The 18,439-nt window shown below is 64.8% G+C and carries 17 protein-coding genes; 13 read left to right on the forward strand and 4 right to left on the reverse strand.

What is annotated here, in order from left to right; translation table 11 throughout:
• The first annotated feature begins 12 nt into the window (after nucleotides 1-12).
• From ispG to JOD47_RS14340, 4 genes are all read left to right on the forward strand, one after another.
• A complete protein-coding gene (gene ispG / locus JOD47_RS14325) occupies nucleotides 13-1,179 on the forward strand; it encodes a flavodoxin-dependent (E)-4-hydroxy-3-methylbut-2-enyl-diphosphate synthase (protein ID WP_204535240.1) in 1,167 nt (388 codons plus the stop codon).
• 67 nt (nucleotides 1,180-1,246) lie between these two features.
• Nucleotides 1,247-2,026 (forward strand): GNAT family N-acetyltransferase, encoded by a 780-nt coding sequence (locus tag JOD47_RS14330; protein ID WP_307836307.1) that lies wholly within the window; start codon nucleotides 1,247-1,249, stop codon nucleotides 2,024-2,026.
• Between the two features lie 53 nt (nucleotides 2,027-2,079).
• Complete coding sequence (locus JOD47_RS14335; RefSeq protein WP_204535244.1) at nucleotides 2,080-2,862, forward strand: hypothetical protein; 783 nt, start codon at nucleotides 2,080-2,082, stop codon at nucleotides 2,860-2,862.
• A gap of 110 nt (nucleotides 2,863-2,972) precedes the next feature.
• Nucleotides 2,973-4,772 carry a proline--tRNA ligase gene (locus tag JOD47_RS14340; RefSeq protein WP_204535246.1) on the forward strand — a complete coding sequence of 600 codons (1,800 nt, stop codon included), beginning with the start codon at nucleotides 2,973-2,975 and terminating at the stop codon, nucleotides 4,770-4,772.
• A gap of 63 nt (nucleotides 4,773-4,835) precedes the next feature.
• Here JOD47_RS14340 and JOD47_RS14345 read toward each other — a convergent pair whose 3' ends face one another.
• Entirely contained in the window at nucleotides 4,836-5,840 is a 1,005-nt protein-coding gene (locus JOD47_RS14345; protein WP_204535248.1) for an aminoglycoside phosphotransferase family protein, read from the reverse strand.
• 9 nt (nucleotides 5,841-5,849) lie between these two features.
• Entirely contained in the window at nucleotides 5,850-6,926 is a 1,077-nt protein-coding gene (locus tag JOD47_RS17820; protein ID WP_204535250.1) for a DUF4439 domain-containing protein, read from the reverse strand.
• Nucleotides 6,927-7,030: 104 nt separating this feature from the next.
• On the opposite strand from JOD47_RS17820, the gene rimP reads away from it, so the two are divergent.
• The 5 genes from rimP to rbfA all read left to right on the forward strand — a co-directional run bounded on the left by rimP (nucleotide 7,031) and on the right by rbfA (nucleotide 12,667).
• Nucleotides 7,031-7,648, forward strand: coding sequence for a ribosome maturation factor RimP (gene rimP / locus JOD47_RS14355; protein WP_204535252.1), 618 nt, complete (start codon nucleotides 7,031-7,033; stop codon nucleotides 7,646-7,648).
• Nucleotides 7,649-7,678: 30 nt separating this feature from the next.
• Nucleotides 7,679-8,650, forward strand: coding sequence for a transcription termination factor NusA (nusA, locus tag JOD47_RS14360; protein WP_204535254.1), 972 nt, complete (start codon nucleotides 7,679-7,681; stop codon nucleotides 8,648-8,650).
• Nucleotides 8,651-8,723: 73 nt separating this feature from the next.
• Nucleotides 8,724-9,002 carry a YlxR family protein gene (locus tag JOD47_RS14365; RefSeq protein ID WP_204535256.1) on the forward strand — a complete coding sequence of 93 codons (279 nt, stop codon included), beginning with the start codon at nucleotides 8,724-8,726 and terminating at the stop codon, nucleotides 9,000-9,002.
• Between the two features lie 205 nt (nucleotides 9,003-9,207).
• The gene (infB, locus tag JOD47_RS14370) at nucleotides 9,208-12,099 is read left to right on the forward strand and encodes a translation initiation factor IF-2 (protein ID WP_204535258.1); all 2,892 of its coding nucleotides are present in this window, start codon (nucleotides 9,208-9,210) and stop codon (nucleotides 12,097-12,099) included.
• Nucleotides 12,100-12,217: 118 nt separating this feature from the next.
• Nucleotides 12,218-12,667, forward strand: coding sequence for a 30S ribosome-binding factor RbfA (gene rbfA, locus JOD47_RS14375; RefSeq protein ID WP_204535260.1), 450 nt, complete (start codon nucleotides 12,218-12,220; stop codon nucleotides 12,665-12,667).
• 19 nt (nucleotides 12,668-12,686) lie between these two features.
• On the opposite strand, the gene JOD47_RS14380 is transcribed toward rbfA, so the two are convergent.
• Nucleotides 12,687-13,823 (reverse strand): pyridoxal phosphate-dependent aminotransferase, encoded by a 1,137-nt coding sequence (locus tag JOD47_RS14380; protein ID WP_204535262.1) that lies wholly within the window; start codon nucleotides 13,821-13,823, stop codon nucleotides 12,687-12,689.
• 54 nt (nucleotides 13,824-13,877) lie between these two features.
• Between JOD47_RS14380 and truB the strand changes: the two genes are divergently transcribed.
• The 4 genes from truB to JOD47_RS14400 all read left to right on the forward strand — a co-directional run bounded on the left by truB (nucleotide 13,878) and on the right by JOD47_RS14400 (nucleotide 16,350).
• Nucleotides 13,878-14,819 carry a tRNA pseudouridine(55) synthase TruB gene (gene truB, locus JOD47_RS14385; protein WP_204535264.1) on the forward strand — a complete coding sequence of 314 codons (942 nt, stop codon included), beginning with the start codon at nucleotides 13,878-13,880 and terminating at the stop codon, nucleotides 14,817-14,819.
• Complete coding sequence (locus tag JOD47_RS14390) at nucleotides 14,819-15,193, forward strand: hypothetical protein (protein ID WP_204535266.1); 375 nt, start codon at nucleotides 14,819-14,821, stop codon at nucleotides 15,191-15,193. Before truB ends, JOD47_RS14390 begins: the two co-directional genes overlap by 1 nt.
• The gene (locus JOD47_RS14395; protein ID WP_204535268.1) at nucleotides 15,190-15,615 is read left to right on the forward strand and encodes a hypothetical protein; all 426 of its coding nucleotides are present in this window, start codon (nucleotides 15,190-15,192) and stop codon (nucleotides 15,613-15,615) included. Before JOD47_RS14390 ends, JOD47_RS14395 begins: the two co-directional genes overlap by 4 nt.
• Nucleotides 15,616-15,726: 111 nt before the next feature.
• Nucleotides 15,727-16,350: a DUF4345 domain-containing protein gene (locus JOD47_RS14400; protein WP_204535270.1), complete on the forward strand. Its 624-nt coding sequence runs from the start codon at nucleotides 15,727-15,729 to the stop codon at nucleotides 16,348-16,350.
• On the opposite strand, the gene JOD47_RS14405 is transcribed toward JOD47_RS14400, so the two are convergent.
• Nucleotides 16,347-18,260, reverse strand: coding sequence for a hypothetical protein (locus JOD47_RS14405; protein WP_204535272.1), 1,914 nt, complete (start codon nucleotides 18,258-18,260; stop codon nucleotides 16,347-16,349). The genes JOD47_RS14400 and JOD47_RS14405 overlap by 4 nt on opposite strands.
• Between the last annotated feature and the right edge of the window lie 179 nt (nucleotides 18,261-18,439).

Genomic DNA, 18,439 nt, shown 5'->3' on the forward strand with positions numbered 1-18,439 from the left:
CTGGAGGATACTTTGACCTCGGTCAACCTCGGAATGCCTGCCGCACCGCCGCCAACACTGGCATCGCGGCGGAAGACCCGCCAGATCAAGGTGGGTTCCGTGGGGGTGGGCTCGGACTCGCCTGTCAGCGTGCAGTCCATGACCACAACCCCCACCACGGACATCAACGCCACCCTTCAGCAGATCGCTGAGCTGACGGCGTCCGGCTGCGACATCGTCCGGGTGGCCTGCCCTACTGCGGATGACGCCGAAGCGCTGCCCATCATCGCCAGGAAGTCGCAGATCCCGGTTATCGCGGATATTCACTTCCAGCCGAAGTACGTTTTTGCGGCTATCGACGCCGGGTGTGCAGCTGTCCGTGTCAATCCCGGCAATATCCGGAAGTTCGATGACCAGGTAAAGGAAATCGCGAGAGCCGCCAAGGCTGCCGGAACGTCCATCCGGATCGGAGTGAATGCCGGCTCGCTTGACCCTCGCCTGTTGGAGAAGTACGGCAAGGCAACTCCTGAAGCGCTCGTGGAATCGGCCGTCTGGGAAGCCTCCCTGTTCGAGGAACACGATTTCCACGATTTCAAGATCTCGGTCAAGCACAATGATCCTGTGGTGATGGTGCGCGCCTATGAGTTGCTCGCCGAGCGCGGCGACTGGCCGCTGCACCTTGGCGTAACTGAAGCCGGGCCTGCCTTCCAGGGCACCATCAAGTCGGCTACAGCGTTCGGAGCGCTGCTCTCCAAGGGAATCGGTGACACGATCCGGGTCTCGCTCTCAGCGCCTCCGGTTGAAGAAATCAAGGTCGGCAACCAGATCCTGCAGTCGCTGAACCTGCGCCCGCGCAAGCTGGATATTGTCTCCTGCCCGTCCTGTGGACGCGCCCAGGTGGATGTCTACTCCCTCGCAGAGGAGGTGACCGCCGGCCTCGAGGGTATGGAGGTCCCCTTGCGGGTCGCGGTCATGGGTTGCGTGGTGAACGGTCCAGGCGAAGCACGTGAAGCTGACCTCGGCGTTGCCTCCGGAAACGGTAAGGGACAGATATTCGTCAAGGGAGAAGTTATCAAGACTGTTCCTGAGGACCAGATTGTTGAGACACTCATTGAAGAAGCGATGAGGATTGCAGAAGAGATGGGCGAAACCGATGGCGAAACTGCTGGCTCGGGTAGCCCCGTGGTTTCCGTCCGGTAAGTCCGCCCCAAGCGGAGTTGCCTTTCGCACCCTGGGCGGGAAAGATACCTGCGATCTCTGGCAACTCGTGAACGCGGACAGCACGGCCAATGTCTTCATGGCCGCGCATCTGGAGGCAGCAGGAACGGCCGCGCCGTCGTCGTCCGGGGGAGAAGTGATCGGCACTTTCTCCAACGCACGCCTGATTTCCGCGTGCTGGACCGGAGTGAATCTTGTTCCGATCGGGATGGCGGGAAGCGACGCCGCCGCCCTGGGGACCGTCCTCGGCGAGAGCGGGCGCCGGTTTTCCTCCATTTTTGGCCCCGCGGCTTCCGTCATGGGCCTCTGGTCCACCTTGAGTGCCTACAGCGCCGAGCCGTTCGACGTCCGGTCCGAGCAGCCTCTGCTTGAAATCCGGGAGCCGTCGACGGTGCCTCCGACATCCACCCTCCGGTATACCAAACCGTCGGAGTTGGAAAAGATCCTGCCCGCGTGCGCCGCCATGTTCGAAGAAGAAGTTGGTTATTCCCCATATGTCGGGGGCGAGGAGCACTATCGGCGGCGCGTGGCCAGCCTCATTCGACGGCGGCACTCCCTGGTGGATTTCGACGACGACGGTCAGGTGATCTTCAAGGCGGAACTGGGCACGGTTTCGGCCGCCACTGCCCAGGTTCAGGGTGTCTGGATCAATCCCGCCTACCGCGGGGAGGGGCTGAGCGCAGGCTATATGTCGGCGGTTGTGAACGAAGCGCTGAAGCTTGCGCCCGTTGTCAGTCTCTACGTGAACTCGTTCAACACACGAGCCCTGGCGCTCTACCGGACCGTCGGTTTTACCCGGACGGGTGAGTTTGCGACGGTGCTCTTCTGAGCCGTCTCGTGTCCGTCTCTTCCCGACGTCGTGAAAGGTCAACAATGAGGCGAGTGGCCCGCATTGCCGGCGGATTCGCCTGTGTTCTCGCGTTGGCGGGCTGCAGCGCCGATCCGCCGGATGAACATCCGCCGGAACGGCAGACCCAGACTGCGGCGCCTGCAGAACCCTCGGCAGCCGGGACGCAGACTCCGGCCACATCCGAGCCGGCGGCAACCCCTTCTTCCACTCCCGGCAGCGGCTCCCGGTTGAGCGCAGAACAACTCGAGGCGGTGCTTGCGGCGGTCAACGAGGCGGAGTCACTCAATGCGCAGATCATTGCTGACGGCGAGCTTCGTGCCCTTGAGGAGGAGGGCGCCCGTCGGGCAGAAGACATCGCGGTGACTCCCGAGGAATGCAACGTGTATGCGGAGTCCAGCCCGGAAGGCCTCTCCGCCGAGGCCAGCCGCGCAGCGATGACGTTCGCGGGGGAATCTTCGCTGCAGCCCGACACTGTCAGTCTCTCCGGCCTGACCTCGGAGGGGGCAGCCGGCGCGCAGATTCGGGCCAGCCGGAACCAGTTGAACGCATGCTCGGAATTCACCATGGAGGTATCCAGCCAGGAGATCAGAACCACCGTCGCGGAAATCGAGGTTGAGACCGCTGCGGATCAGGACCTGGCCCTTCGCACCACCGCGCAGGTTCCCGGAACTATCCAGGAATCTCTGACGGTGCGCGCCGCTGTGGGCGGCACCGTCGTCGACGTCCTGGTGGGCGGCTCAACTGATCCGGCAGCTGATGTGGCCCGCGCCGAACGCCTGACGAATCTCGTGGTGGCTGAGCTCCGCGCACCCTGAAACACCGTGTCACCCGGAACCCGCCGGACCGGTTAGATTGGTAGGTGTTGTTGCTGCCGCCACGTTCGCTCGAACCGCGGCAGAAAGTGCCAAAGAAACGGATTCCAAGCGTGGTCCTTCGACTCTCCACTCTTTTCCTGCGCACGCTGCGCGAAGATCCCGCCGAAGCTGAGGTGGCAAGTCATCGTCTGCTGCTGCGTGCAGGCTATATCCGCCGCGCCGCTCCCGGCATATACAGCTGGCTGCCGCTCGGCCTGAAAGTACTCGCGAGGGTGGAGTCCGTCATCCGCGAGGAGATGGACGCGATCGGTGCGCAGGAGGTCCACTTCCCGGCGCTACTCCCCAAGGAGCCGTACGAGGCCACCAACCGCTGGACCGAGTACGGCGAAGGCATCTTCCGCCTGAAGGACCGCAAGGATGCGGACTACCTCCTGGCGCCCACCCACGAGGAGATGTTCACCCTGCTGGTCAAGGACCTGTACAACTCCTACAAGGACCTTCCGCTCAGCCTGTACCAGATCCAGACAAAATACCGCGATGAAGCACGTCCGCGGGCAGGGCTTCTGCGTGGCCGCGAATTCATCATGAAGGACTCCTACTCCTTCGACATCGACGACGCCGGTCTCGAACACAGCTACGAGCTGCACCGGGAAGCCTACCTTCGTATCTTCTCCCGGCTTGGACTCGACGTGATCCCGGTCGCCGCCACGGCCGGCGCCATGGGGGGCTCCAGGAGCGAGGAGTTCCTGCACCCTTCCGAGATCGGTGAGGACACCTTTGTAGTGTCCGACGGCGGGTACGCGGCGAACGTCGAGGCCGTCACCACCGTCGTGCCCTCCGAGGTGGACTACTCGAACGCGCAACCGGCGGAAGTGCGGGATACACCTGACACTCCGACGATCGACACGCTGGTGGACCACGCCAACGCCGCACTGCCGCGGCAGGAACGTCCATGGTCTGCCGCGGACACGCTGAAGAATGTAGTGCTGGCGGTAGTCCTGCCTACCGGTGAGCGCCGGCTCGTTGTGGTTGGTGTGCCGGGCGACCGCAGCGTGGACCTCAAGCGGATCGAAGCCAATATCGGTCTGCACCTGTCCGCCAGCGGAGAGGTGACGGTCGAGGCGGCAACCGATGAGGACCTCAAGAAGCATCCGGGGCTCGTCAAGGGCTACATAGGCCCGGGCCTGAGCCTTGACGCGGCGGTGCTTGGGTCGAAGAGCTCCACCGGCCTGACATTCCTGGTAGACCCGCGCGTTGTATCCGGCACCACCTGGGTTACCGGTGCCAACGTCCGCGGGAAGCACGTCTTCGGGCTCGTTGCCGGCAGGGACTTCACCTGGGACGGAGTGATTGAGTCCGTCGAAGTGCGCGTCGGGGATGAAGCTCCCGACGGCTCCGGCCCGCTCCGAACCCAGCGCGGTATCGAGATGGGCCACATCTTCCAGCTCGGGCGGAAGTATGCTGAGGCGCTCCATCTCAAGGTCCTGGACCAGAACGGCAAACTGACCACGGTCACCATGGGTTCCTATGGGGTCGGGGTCACCCGGGCAGTGGCCGCGCTGGTGGAATCAAACCGCGATGACAAGGGCATCATCTGGCCGCGGAACGTGGCGCCCGCCGACGTCCACCTGGTCGCAACGGGTAAGGGCGATGAGGTGTTCGCGGCGGCAGAGCAGCTTGCCGGCGAGCTCGAAGCCAGGGGACTGAGCGTCCTATTCGATGATCGGCCGAAGGTCTCGCCGGGCGTGAAGTTCGGCGATGCAGAGCTGATCGGTGTTCCAACCATCGTCGTCGTGGGACGCGGACTGGCCGAAGGCCACATCGAGGTGAAGGACCGCCGCTCCGGCACAAGCGAGAACGTGGCTGTTGCCGACGTCGTCGATCATCTGCATGCGGTGATCAGCGCCTGAGGCGCTCGTCGACTATATCTGCCCGTCGATAATTTCGGGACGAAGAGTATCCGCTGACGCCGGTCAGGGCGCAGCCAGCCGGGCAGCGGGCGGCAGGTTCGCCAGCGGTTTGCGCAGCAGGTTGCTCGCCACCCAGAGCGAGCGGTCGGCGTCGTCGGACTGGCCTTCCCTCAGGTAACCCAGCGCGTTCTCGACCTCCCGGACCACCGACCAGTCGCGGGCCAGCATTGGATCCAGACCCGCCGCGAGTGCCAAATCCGTGCAGCGGTCGCGCAGATGGCTTGCAGGATCAGCCGCACTGAGCTCGCTGATCCGGTTCCAGAGCATCGGCGCCACAGCAAACTCCGCATCTCCCAGGAGCGGTTTCGGGTCAATCGCCAGGAACCGCCGGGGGAGTTCATGGACCGGCAGGACGTTCAGGTAGTGGAGGTCGGAATGAACCAGCACATCGTGATCACGGCGTCGGCCGACTGCGCCGTGCAGCTGGCACACCTCAAGCGCATACTCCAACAGCCAGCGGTCGAAGGGACGCCCGAGGGTCTCCCACTCCAGCGGCAGCGTGTCCGTCCACTGTTCGGCCTGCTCCGCAACGGAGGGAAGGGCGAACCAACGGGGGTCCGAATCGGCCGCACCAGCCGGAGCGATCGATAGCCGGCGCATGATCGCCCCCCAGATATCGGTGGTTTCGGCCAGCGGCAGCTCAGCCAGGGAAGAGTCCCCGTCCAGCCGCTCAAGGAGCAGGACGAAATCGTGGGGCGCACTGTCCAGGAGTTCGACGGCGCCGCTTCCGCCCCACAGGGCAAGCGCATCCGGTTCAGGAACCGCTTCGGAATGTGGCACGGTGATCTTGAGGACGGCCGGCCGTCCGTCGGCGCAGGCCACCGGAAGCACGACGGCGCAGTGCCCGCTCCACGGCTCTGCCCCCGGTTCCAGCTCCAGAACCAGGTCCCACTGCTCGAGGTAGCGGTTCGCGATGCCGGCCCAGCCGTCCACCCAGGCCCTGCCTCCCGGCAAGTTCAGCGCTTTGCGCGCCAGGGTGCGCGGGAGCTCAATGTTGCGTGCGTCCATCCGACAAGGCTAGCTGCCGGCATCCCGGAGCCGCGGGTACTCGCCTGGGTCGATGCCCGGGAACGCGCTGCTGCCGGAGTCGGAGCCTCCTGAACTGCTGAGGTGCTGGGCGGTTGCAGCCAGCTGCCGCATTGCCCACTCCCGCGCCGGGCCCGGCGCGCTGACGCCCACCAGATCGGCATAAAGGCCAGCCAGCGACTCCTCCAGCTCCTGCAGTGCGGCAGCCGGATCAGACAGGAAGCTCTCATCGAGCGCATACGCTGCAGCGGGCAGTGGTTCAGCGACGCAGTAGCGGGCGAGGATGGCCGATCCCACGGCGGCTGCACCCTCGTGTTGCGCCATCTGCTCCAGGAGATCCACGGGGTCGGGGGAACGCGCTGCCACCACTTCATAGGCGTAGGCGGCGCGCTGTTCAGCGAGCACGGCTGTCCTGGCACCGTCCAGGCCGATGTCTGCCTTGAGTGTTGTCTCCGGAGGGCAGTTGGAGGTGCCGCCGTCGTCGTACGCTACCTCCGCAACTGGAATCGGGGGCAACTCCTTCCCCAGGCTCTCAGCCAGCACACGGCTCTGCAGCCACTGGGCAGTCGCAGCCGACGCCAGTACCCGTGCCGGCCCGGCATCGACCACCGCTGCTGCTTCGAAGGCATGAGTGTAGGAGTCTGTGAGGCCAACCAGAAGGTCGGTCGGCGTTGGGGCAGCAGGCGATGCGGACGGCGATGCAGGCGGAGATGATGCAGCCGCCGGGAAGGCGGGAGGGGAGGTCCCGGTGGCGGTGCCCACGGGCCGGAGGGCAATCGAGTGCAGCCGGAGCGTCCTGGCCAGCGCCGCGTAGTCCGGCCCGGCAGGCGCTGCGGTATCTTCGAGGAACGCGGCGGTTTCCGCGAGGATCTGAGCCGCATCGGACCCCTCGCTGAGAGCCAGTTCGGCAGCGCTCGGCTCAGCCTCCGGCGATCCTGTGCCGATCACGAGCCCGATGGTAGCCACGAGGAGAAGGACCAACAGCAGGACTACCGTACGGACAACGCGCCTCAGTGCTGCCTTGAAGCCGCTGCCGGTGGAGGCGGAACGGTCCTTCGAGTGCGTCACAACCGATCATCATGCCATGCGGAAGACCGTTCCGTGTGCCATTCACTGACCTGTCATAAAGTCGTTAGGGTAGTAGCTACAAGATCATCGAGCGGGAGGCGGCAATGGCGGGTAAATCCGGCAAGCAGAACACTGCTGCAAAGCAAAACACCTCCGCACCCCGCCGGAACACGGCTGCTGCGCACCTGGATGCGGCGGCTGAGGCCGCACGGCTCATTGAGTTCCTGCGCCCCACAGTGGAGAAGCATAATCTCCTCCTGGAAGACGTGGAAGTGCGCATCGTGGGAAGCCACCGGACGCTCCATGTGGTTGTGGACCTGCCGGATGACGGCCTCGATGGTGTGAGTCTTGACACTGTCTCCGAGGTGTCGCAGAGCGTCTCAAGCGCCCTCGACGATGATCCGGGAGATGACGGACGGCCCTACAACCTGGAGGTTTCCTCGCCCGGGGTATCCAGGCCGCTTACCCAGCCGCGCCACTGGCGGAGGAACATCGGCAGGCTGGTTGATGTAAAGCTGGCTGACGGCGAGGTGCTGGAAGGCCGTCTGATTGATGCTGATGAGACGTCGGTGACCCTGAAACCGCTGATGGCGGTCAAAAAGGGCACCAAACCGAAGTTCAGGGAAGACCGGGCAATTCCCTACGACAAAATCCGCAAGGGTACTGTCCAGGTCGAATTCGCCCACGCTGATGCCGAGGAATCCGGCGGCGACAATGACTGATTACGACCGCTGGTTGCTGAGGAGGCCCCAATGGATATAGATATGAGCGCTCTGCGGCTACTGGAACGGGAACGCGAGATCCCCCTGGAACTGCTGATCCCCACGATCGAGCAGGCACTCCTCGTCGCCTATCACAAGACGCCCGGAGCGCAGGAGATTGCCCGGGCAGAAGTGGATCGGCGGACAGGCCATGTGACCATCTGGGCTACCGAGGTCGACGACGACGGCGTGGCCATGGGTGAGTATGACGACACACCTACCGGGTTCGGCCGGATCGCGGCGAGCACAGCGCGCCAGATCATCCTGCAGCGGCTGCGTGATGCCGAGGACGACAACATCCTCGGTGAGTTCCGCGGCAAGGAAGGCGAGCTGGTGGCCGGTCTCATCCAGCAGGGCAACAATCCCCACATGATCCAGGTGAACCTGGGCTCGGTGGAGGCCTTGCTTCCGCCGCCGGAGCAGGTACCCGGTGAGAAATACCTTCACGGTACCCGCCTGCGGGCATTCGTCATTGATGTCCATCGCGGGATGAAGGGGCCGTCCATCACGCTCTCCCGGTCGCACCCCGGCCTCGTTCGGAAACTGTTCGAGCTCGAAGTACCGGAAATCGCAGACAAGAGCGTTGAGATTGTGGCTTTGGCGCGGGAAGCCGGCCACCGCACCAAGATCGCGGTGAAAGCGCATGTTCCCGGAGTGAACGCAAAGGGCGCCTGTATTGGAGAGATGGGATCACGCGTGCGCGCCGTGATGAACGAGCTCAACGACGAAAAGATCGACATCGTTGACTTCAGCGAAGATCCGGCCACCTTCATTGCCAGTTCGCTTTCGCCGTCGAGGGTGTCATCTGTGACCATCACCGACGAAAAGACCCGCAGCGCCCGGGTGGTTGTGCCGGACTACCAGCTGTCACTCGCCATCGGCAAGGAAGGCCAGAACGCGCGGCTTGCGGCGAAGCTGACAGGATGGCGGATCGATATCGCTTCCGACGCGGCCGGCGCCTGAAGCACCGGGGCTCGCCTCAGCAAACCGCCGATGCGTCATATCGACGCGCTTGGCGCTAGAATGGACAGGGCTTATGTCGTTACGCCACCAACCGGTACGAACCTGTATCGGTTGCCGAAGCCGTGATGACCAAGCCAATCTGGTTCGATGGTCAGCGGTCAACCGCGGCGGCGTCAACGCCGCCGAGGTGGATCACCGCCGTCAGCTAGTGGGCAGGGGTGCCTGGTTGCACCCCCGACCGTCCTGTGTGGAGCTTGCGCTCAAACGCAAAGCGTTCAATCGCGCCTTTCGGGGCATAGTTGACACGCGAGGTGTTGAGCAATGGCTGCGCACACTCCAGGGCATCTCCTGATGGAGGTTCCCTGCACGTACACCGTCCTCCCTGAAAGCGGGTCAGAAAACTGATGGAAACCCGATGAGTACCCAGCGATGAGTGCCCAACGATGAACAATCTGTTGAGCTCTGCAATCAGCGCGTCAGCTGCTCCGGTGGCTGGGGTCTGCAGTAGGAATTAGACGGTTCGCTCCTGACTCGGTGCGGACCGAGACAGGAGAAATGTGGCCAAGGTCCGCGTACACGAGCTCGCCAAAGAGCTCGGAATTACTTCGAAGGATGCAGTAGCAAAGCTGCAGGAACTGGGCGAATTCGTCCGGTCGGCATCCTCAACCATTGAAGCGCCCGTCGTGAAGAAACTTCGCGGCGCTTTCCCCGATGCCCCGGCGGCAGCCAAGGCTCCGGCGTCGGCACGTGGGTCCCAACCCACCCCCAAGGCGGCAACGCCAGGTCCAGCTCCCGCGGCCCCGGAGAAGCCGGCCCCTGCCCCGGAAAAGCCGGCAGCCCCGGCCCCGGCCGCTCCCCGCGAGCAGGCTCCGGCAGCGCCCGCATTCCAGGCGCCGGAGACACCCAAAGCAGAGACAGAGACCCCTGCAGGCACGGACGCTGCTCCCAGCAGCGACTCCGGCACCGACAGCAAGCCGGGGCCGAAGCCTGCAGCCGCACGACCGACCTCAGCACGCCCGGGAGCTGCCCGTCCAGGCAGCGACCGTGCCGGTGGTCCGCGTCCGGGCAACAACCCCTTTGCGACATCCCAGGGCATGCCGCGGTCCGGCCGTGGAGACGGCGACCGTGCGGGTGGTCCGCGTCCGGGCAACAACCCGTTCGCGCCTTCCCAGGGCATGCCCCGTCCGGGAGGGCGCCGCGATGATGAGCGCAGCCCCCGTCCCGCAGCTGGTGCGGGCGGGCCCCGTCCTGCCGCTGGTGCAGGTGGTCCGCGCCCCGGCGCACCCCGTCCGGGTGCACCTCGCCCGGGTGCCCCGCGTCCCGGCGGTGCCGGTGGTGCCCGTCCGACTCCGGGCATGATGCCCAACCGTACCGAGCGTCCTGCCGCGCCCGGTCGCGGCGGAGCTGCCGGTGCAGGCGCTGGACCTCGGCGCGGCCCCGGGGGAGCCCCCGGTGCCGGTGGTGGAGCTCCGGCCGGCGGCGGTTTCGGCAAGGGCGGCCGCGGTCGCGGCGGCACTGCCGGTGCCTTCGGCAAGGGTGGAGCCGGTCGCGGCAAGCAGCGCAAGTCGAAGCGGGCAAAGCGGCAAGAGCTTGAGCAGATGTCAGCTCCCTCGCTTGGCGGCGTCAGCGTTCCCCGCGGCGACGGCAACACTGTTGTCCGGCTGCGTCGCGGATCATCGATCACCGACTTCGCCGAGAAGATTGATGCGAACGCCGCAGCGCTGGTCACCGTGCTGTTCCACCTCGGAGAGATGGCTACGGCAACACAGTCACTGGATGAAGCGACCTTCGAGGTACTGGGTGGCGAGCTCGGCTACAAGATCCAGGTTGTCTCACCGGAGGACGAGGAGCGGGAGCTGCTCGAGAACTTCGACATCGACCTGGATGCCGAACTCGACGCCGAGGGTGACGAGCAGCTTGAGGCACGTCCTCCGGTCGTGACCGTCATGGGCCACGTCGACCACGGTAAAACCCGTCTGCTGGATGCGATCCGCAAGTCGAACGTCGTTGCAGGCGAACACGGCGGCATCACCCAGCACATCGGTGCATACCAGATTGACCACGAGCACGAGGGCGACAACCGTCCCATCACCTTCATCGACACCCCGGGCCACGAGGCGTTCACGGCCATGCGTGCCCGCGGTGCGAAGGTCACCGACATCGCTGTACTTGTGGTGGCCGCGGATGACGGCGTCATGCCGCAGACCGTTGAGGCGCTGAACCACGCCCAGGCGGCCGGTGTGCCGGTAGTCGTGGCGGTGAACAAGATCGACAAGGAGGGCGCCAACCCGGACAAGGTCAAGGGTCAGCTCACCGAGTACGGACTGGTTCCCGAAGAGTACGGCGGCGACACCATGTTTGTACACGTCTCGGCGCTGCGCGGCGAAGGGATCGAGGAGCTGCTCGAAGCGGTTCTGCTCACCGCTGACGCCGCACTCGACATGCGTGCAAACCCGAACAAGGACGCCCGCGGAATCGCGATTGAAGCCAACCTCGACAAGGGCCGCGGTGCGGTTGCCACCGTGCTGGTCCAGTCCGGAACGCTGACGGTCGGAGACACCATCGTCGCGGGTATTGCCCACGGCCGTGTCCGCGCGATGTTCAACGAAGACGGAGACAACGTCACCGAGGCGGGTCCGTCCCGTCCGGTGCAGGTGCTGGGTCTGTCCACGGTTCCCCGTGCAGGCGATACCTTCCTCGTCACCCCCGACGAGCGCACAGGTCGCCAAATCGCCGAAAAGCGTGAGGCAGCGGACCGCAACGCGGCGCTGGCCAAGCGTCGCAAGCGCGTCAGCCTGGAAGACTTCGACCAGGCCGTGGCCGAGGGCAAGGTTGATACCCTCAACCTCATCCTCAAGGGCGACGTCTCCGGTGCCGTCGAGGCGCTCGAGGACTCGCTGCTCAAGATCGACGTCGGCGAGGGAGTCGCACTGCGCGTCATCCACCGCGGTGTCGGTGCGATCACGCAGAACGACGTCAACCTGGCAACGGTGGACAACGCGATCATCATCGGGTTCAACGTCAAGCCGGCCGAACGTGTCGCCGATCTGGCCGACCGCGAAGGCGTGGACCTGCGCTTCTACTCCGTCATCTACGCAGCAATCGATGACATCGAGCTTGCACTCAAGGGCATGCTCAAGCCGGAGTACGAGGAAGCACAGCTCGGTACCGCGGAAATCCGCGAGGTCTTCCGGTCTTCCAAGTTCGGCAACATCGCCGGTTCGATTGTCCGTTCCGGTATTATCCGCAGGAACTCGAAGGCACGTCTGATCCGCGACGGAGTAGTGGTTGGCGACAACCTCAGCGTCGACACGCTCCGCCGCTTCAAGGACGACGCAACCGAGGTCCGCACGGACTTCGAGTGCGGCATCGGCCTTGGGTCGTTCAACGACATCAGGGAAGGCGACACCATCGAGACCTACGAGATGCGTGAGAAGCCGCGGGTCTAGTCCCGTATCAGGTGGGGCCGCTGCCTGCAGCGGCCCCACCTGCGCCCATACCGGCGCTCGACGCATGAGCCGTCGAGCGTCGTTGCAGCTCCCCTGGGGGAGGAAGTAAGGAGAAGTCATGGCAGACGCCGCACGCGCTGCACGGCTGGCACAGCGCATCAAGGTCATTGTTGCCGAGGCCCTTCGCCGCCGGGTCAAGGACCCGCGGCTGGAATCGGTCACCGTTACTGACGCCCGTGTCACCAATGATCTGCAGCATGCCACCATTTACTACACAGTGTTCGGTGAGTCCGAAGAGCAGGCAGCAGTTCACAAGGCGCTCGAGTCGGCAAGGGGCGTGCTCCGTTCCGAGGTGGGCCGGAATATCACCGCACGACTGACACCCACGCTGGAGTTCGTGCCGGACGAGATTCCGGTCAACGCAAGCCATTTGGAGGAACTGCTCCGGACTGCCAAGGAACGGGACGCCGAGGTGGCCGAACTCGCAAGGAAGGCCGCTTTCGCGGGCGATGCCGATCCTTACCGCAAGCCGGAAGAGGACGAAGAAGGGGACGAAGTCTCCCGCTAATCTTCGCCTGCCGCCCGCTTCAGCGTTTGGGAAGCCTGTTCACTCCGGTGAGCAGGCTTTCCCTGTCTGTGCAGAGCGCAATCCGGATCCAGCCCTCGCCCTGGGAGCCGAAGGCCGTTCCGGGCGCGACGGCGACCCCCTGCTCCGCGAGGAATGAGCGGACCCAGGTCCGCACATCGCCGCCTGTGGCGTGAGAGACATCAGCCCATAGGTAGAAGGCTCCCTGTGCTTCGAGGTACGGGATGTTGAGCGAAGACAGAACTGCGGTTGCTGCATCCCTGTTTGAACGGTAGTGGTGCGCTGCAGTTTCGACGTAGTCCGTGGGACCTGTGAGCGCGGCAACTGCCGCGTACTGTGGCGAGGCTCCGACACAGGACACGATCGACTCCATCACAGCATTGAATTCAGAACCGAGCCCCGCCGGCAGCACAAGTGCACCGATGCGCAGACCGGTAAGCCCGAATGTCTTTGAGAGGGTGAGCGAAGTCAGCACCCGCGTCGCGTCGAAGCGTGCAGGGCTCACGTGGGGTACACCGTAGGTGAACGCTTCATAGCATTCATCCGAGAGAATCCAGAGATCGTGGCGTTCGGCGAAGTCCACGAGGTCGCTGGTGAGTTCCTCGCTGAAGACTGCTCCGAGCGGGTTCGACGGCGAGTTCAGCACCAGGAGGCGGGTGCGCGACCCCACAAGCTCCTCAAGGTCGCTGATTCTCGGCTGGAACTTATTCTCTGGGTGGAGCGGGTAGCTGACCGGACGGGCATGAACCAGTTGCGCGGTCATGGTGAAGGTCGGGTATCCCGGATTGGGCATCAGCACCTCGTCGCCCGCGTCAAGCAGCATGCTCATGGCCAGGTGCAGGCCCTGCTGCGCGCCTGCAGTCACGTAGACCCGGGCGGGATCGACCTCGATGCGGTTCCGGTCGCCGAACCACTCTGCGAAGCTCCGCCGCAAAGGCGCGATGCCTTCGTTCGGTGTGTAATTGGTCTCGTCGCGATCCAGCGCAGCAATCCCTGCGTCCAGGATGTGGCGCGGAACGGGAAACGCCGGTTCGCCGATGCTGAGCACAATCGCGTTGGGCGTAGCCCACGCGGCCTGTGTGATCTCCCGGATCTGGTTGGACGGGAGTTGCTCGATGTGCGCTGCGATGGACGGCATAGGGGAATCGTAGCGGTGAGGGTCGGCTCGCGACTGACACCTATACTGGGAGGCGTGAATTCGGGGCAGGTCCACTCAGGACTAGTGATAGTGGACAAGCCGCAGGGCTGGACCAGCCATGACGTGGTGGGCAGGATGCGTCGGCTTGCCGGCACCCGCAAAGTGGGACACGCAGGTACCCTCGACCCGATGGCCACCGGCGTGCTTGTAGTAGGGATCAATCGGGCCACCCGCCTTCTGACCTATATCGTCGGCACCTCGAAGACCTATACCGCCACCATCCGTCTGGGGCAGTCGACTGTCACTGACGACGCCGAGGGAGACGTGACAGCCGAATCTCCCGCCGGTGCAGTCCCAGCCGCCGCTATTCGTGCGGCGGTTGAAGATCTGACCGGTTCCATCAGCCAGGTGCCCAGCAGCGTCAGCGCCATCAAGGTGAACGGGGAACGTGCCTACAAACGGGTACGGTCGGGTGAGGACGTCGTGCTGCAGCCACGGCCAGTCACCGTGCACAGCTTCGACGTCGCCGACATCCGCCCCGAAAACGGCGGAGCGGTTCAGGACCTCGCTGTGACGGTCAGCTGCAGTTCCGGAACCTACATCCGTGCGCTGGCGAGGGACCTGGGCGCAGCCCTCGGCGTAGGGGGCCATCTGACAGTCCTGCGCCGCACTGAAGTGGGCCCTTATACGCTGGCCCAGGCGTCCACGCTGGAGGAACTGGCACGGGATTTCCGGCTCCTCGGCATTGACGAAGCCGCCCGTGCGCTGTTTCCCGTGCGCGAGTTGAGCTTCGCCGAGGCGCTGGACCTATCGCATGGACGGCGCATCAGCGCAAGTGCGGGCGGTGATGCTGCCGGTTCGCACGGCGTTGACGCCCACGCCCAGCGCCCCGTAGCTGCCTTTGCCCCTGATGGAGCGCTGATCGCGCTCCTCGAGGATCGCGGTCGTGAGGCAAAACCAGCTCTGGTTTTCGCGCCGGGAGGGGCCGGCAGCTGATGATCGTCGACGGTGTTTTTATTGCCGGCACCGTGGTGTGCCTGGTCTCAACCTTGATCTGCGTTGGTGCTGCCGTCATCAGACAACCGCCCAACGACGTGACCATCCTCGCTGTGGCGGCCGTGGAATTATTCCTTCTGGTGTACGCGGGAGTGGGGATCGTGCGGCAGGCAGGCGGGGAGCCTGTCACCGGTGAGGTGTGGGAGTTCTGGGGTTATCTGCTCACGGCGCTGCTGGTTCCGGTGGGCGCCTTCTGGTGGGCGATTCTTGAGCGCTCCCGCTGGAGCAACCTGGTCCTCGGTGCGGTGGGCCTCACCATTTTTGTGATGTTGTACCGGATGGAACAGATATGGGATGGAGCGGTGCCGGCATGAATCTGCACGGTAAGCCGGCTGCATCTGCAGGGACGCTAAGCCGGGGGCCCGGCCGGCTGCTGATCGCCGTGTACGGGGTTTTCGCACTGGCGGCCACGGCGCGCGCGGCCTTCCAGATCGCAACCAAGTTCTCCGAGGCTCCGCTGGCCTATGCATTGACGGCACTTGCTGCCCTCGTCTATGTCTTTGCGACGGTGTCCCTGAGCCGCTCGGGGCGGCGCTGGTACCGCCTGTCCGTCGCTGCCGTGGGACTCGAACTGGTTGGGGTACTCACTGTAGGAACGCTCAGCATCGTTGACCCGGTCCTCTTTCCTGCGGACACGGTGTGGTCGGGCTATGGCAAGGGTTACGGATTCGTTCCGCTGATTCTGCCTGTGCTGGGCCTATGGTGGCTGTACCGCCACCGAACGGCAACCACCTGAGGCCTGCAGGGCGCGGAGTGTCCGTAGTGAGAGGATGAATTCTGCAGGCCTTGCCCGGCCGAACCATCAACCATCTTGCCCGGCCGAACCATCGACCATAGAGGGAAAACCATGAACAGCAACACCCCTGATAACCCGCAGCCGGATCGTCGCAGTTCTTCCGCAGACGCAGGACGGGGCACAGCGGGCGCGGCCGGCACGAGCAGCTCGGCAGAACCGGCGTCCGCTTCCGGCCGACCCGCCGCGAAGCAGTCCGCTTCGGGTGGGACCACGGCGAAGACGTCGAAGAAGGACGCAGCGAAATCGGCCAAGACCGGGAGCGACTGGAGTGTCTTCCGGACGGTAGTGGTGCTCGTTGGACTCGTTATTGCCGGCTTTGGAGGGTACTACCTGATTACCGGTACGGCCGGACTACCGGAAACCGGCGACGGTGCAGTGAACCCGACGCTCGAAAACCAGTTCCGGTTCTTCGCCGCAATGATGGTCGGCGTGGGGGCCGCATTCGTGACCATTGCCATCAAATTCCAGTGGGCGAATATGCTGTGGCTGGTTTGCCTCATGGTGTTCATCGGCGGCATTGGACGGGTCCTCTCCTGGGCATTTTCCGGAACTCCGCACTTTCTCCTGATCATCCTTATGGTTGTCGAGCTGGCCTTCCCCGCCGCGCTGCTGGTCTGGCACGGATACATCGCGAAGACCAGCGAGCTGCGGCGCGAGTACGCTGCCCGCCCCTAGGGCAGGGTGCCGCGCCTGAGCCTGCGCCCGGACGCTCCGCCCTGGTGCAGGCAGGCAAGGCCCACTCCAAGCAATACCAGTGCCGCTCCGGCCGCAACCTCGGCGCGAACCCCTGTTTGAGCCAGTTCCGGACGGTGCGGCGGAACAGCCCGCGCAGCGGGACCGTCGTCAGCAGCCGGAGGGGCCGGGGCTTGTCTCGCCTCAGGTTCAGGAGAGTTCGTGGGCGCAGGCGCATCAACGCACACCGTTTCAGATGGCTCGCCAAAAGCGGAGGTGAATGGATTCGTGTGCCCGTCGCCGGCATAGGTCGCCACGACGGTATAGCAGCCCGGCCGCGTGAAGGCAGCAAACGGTTCACTGGACTGGCGGCCGTTCACCGCGGGCACGGTGGTCTCCGAGTGCAACGGTACATCTGCAGGAATCTCAGCGGTAGGTGAGGGCAGCTCGGTAAGGGGACCGTACATCGCCAACCTGACCGTGCCGCCTGACTCCGCTGCAGGTGGGCCGAATCCCTCTCCAATCACTGCATCGGTGACCTGATCGCCCACGAGCGCATGGTTGGCCGACAGCTGCGTCCGGATACCCGGCGTGAAGGGAACAAAGGTTGTCTCCGCCGCTATCCCGAACTGTCCCTGCCAGCCGAGGACATAGGGGGCTGCCTCCACCGGAAGCGTGCTTTCAGCGGCGATTGACTCCGTCCAGACATACCACCCGGGCGAGGGAACGACGAGCTCGGCGGTGGTGTAGGTTCCCGGTCCGGCCACCCGCGTGGTAACGGTGCCGACATTCGGAGTTTCCGCCGGTACGTCCTCCTGAAGGACGGGTTCGGCATCCAGTGGTCCCCACAGCGTAGAGACCACCTCGACCGATACCGGCGTGCCGCCGCCGGGCACTGCCAGCCAGGGACCCGGTACATCCGAATCGTCCTGCGCGATTGGTGCGCTGCTGACCGTCAGGACATCGTGAACGGCACTGCCCGCCTCCGTGCGTGCGGCGGAGGTCCTCGTCTCGACGGCCGGCTGGAAGGAGGGGAGGTCGGCGATCGCCGCGGCGGCATCGCGCGGCTCAACGACGGCGGCAAGCAGCAGCCGCTGGACCTTGTTGCTGGAAGGCACCAGCCACTGCACTCCGGCCGCGGGAGTCCGGGGGACGGTTACCGTGATGGATCCGCTCCCCAGCCCGGTCCTGCGCAGGCTGAGTCGCTGAGGTTCGTCGCTGCTTGTCCAGGTGGACGGCGCCCCGTCCACCACCGCGAACGGTCCTGTCAGCTCCGCGGCGGCGGCCAATCCCGCGGCGGGCTCCCCATTGGCTCCCACCACACTGACGACCGTAGAAACATTCCCTTCCGCGTCCGCCGGCTCGAGCTGGATCTTCACTGTGTAGGGCCCGTTTTCACTGAAGGCAGCACGGGTCATCGAGCGCGCCTGTTCGACGACCCCAGCCGGAAGTTGTTCGGCCTGCAGAATGTCGTTCATGCCCGGAGAGTCCCAGGACATCCCGGGCGAGGTGAGCGCCCAGACAGCCAACTGCACGGAGGCCGCCGTGGCATCATCGGCCGTGGCGCCCCACCGGTGCAGCAAGTAGGACAGCGCCGCATTCTCGGCCGTGCTGAGGGCGCTCCCGTCGCTGCGCACGAAGCCACCCGATTGGCCGTCGCCGTACGTGCCGGAGTTTTCCGGGGAGAGCCGTTCGAAGTCGGTGCAGTAAGCCACCTGACCGCGGGCATCCTTGTACTGCCCCACGAAATGCTCGGCCGCATGTATGCCGGCAGCACGCGACCAGCCCGACCCGACCGGCGCAGCCTGCGAAGGCTGCACCTGCGGAACCAGCAGCAGCACCGCGACGAGTAGTCCGAAACCACCCGTACGCAAGAAGCGCGGGCGCCGAAAAAGAGTGTAGAAGAGTTGCATTGAAGTCCTCCAGGTCGCAGGGTTCAGGGGCGGCGCCGAAGTCGGCGGGACCAGCCCACAGGAACCAACACTGGTGTCTACCGACGGCGGGAAACCGGCGGAGGCCCAAAATGTGAGTAAGTCGCCCGACGGGAGGGTGATGTGGAGGAACAGCGACAGTCGCTCTGGTCCGACGTCGG

Origin of the sequence: Arthrobacter tumbae (assembly GCF_016907495.1) — a bacterium.
GTDB lineage: Bacteria > Actinomycetota > Actinomycetes > Actinomycetales > Micrococcaceae > Arthrobacter_D > Arthrobacter_D tumbae.

Coding starts and splice junctions, on each gene's coding strand:
- JOD47_RS14395 (WP_204535268.1), top strand. CDS start 15,190: ATGAATCTGCACGGTAAGCCGGCTGCATCTGCAGGGACGCTAAGCCGG.
- rimP (WP_204535252.1), top strand. CDS start 7,031: ATGGCGGGTAAATCCGGCAAGCAGAACACTGCTGCAAAGCAAAACACC.
- JOD47_RS14390 (WP_204535266.1), top strand. CDS start 14,819: ATGATCGTCGACGGTGTTTTTATTGCCGGCACCGTGGTGTGCCTGGTC.
- JOD47_RS14365 (WP_204535256.1), top strand. CDS start 8,724: ATGTCGTTACGCCACCAACCGGTACGAACCTGTATCGGTTGCCGAAGC.
- JOD47_RS14380 (WP_204535262.1), bottom strand. CDS start 13,823: ATGCCGTCCATCGCAGCGCACATCGAGCAACTCCCGTCCAACCAGATC.
- rbfA (WP_204535260.1), top strand. CDS start 12,218: ATGGCAGACGCCGCACGCGCTGCACGGCTGGCACAGCGCATCAAGGTC.
- JOD47_RS14405 (WP_204535272.1), bottom strand. CDS start 18,260: ATGCAACTCTTCTACACTCTTTTTCGGCGCCCGCGCTTCTTGCGTACG.
- JOD47_RS14400 (WP_204535270.1), top strand. CDS start 15,727: ATGAACAGCAACACCCCTGATAACCCGCAGCCGGATCGTCGCAGTTCT.
- nusA (WP_204535254.1), top strand. CDS start 7,679: ATGGATATAGATATGAGCGCTCTGCGGCTACTGGAACGGGAACGCGAG.
- JOD47_RS14345 (WP_204535248.1), bottom strand. CDS start 5,840: ATGGACGCACGCAACATTGAGCTCCCGCGCACCCTGGCGCGCAAAGCG.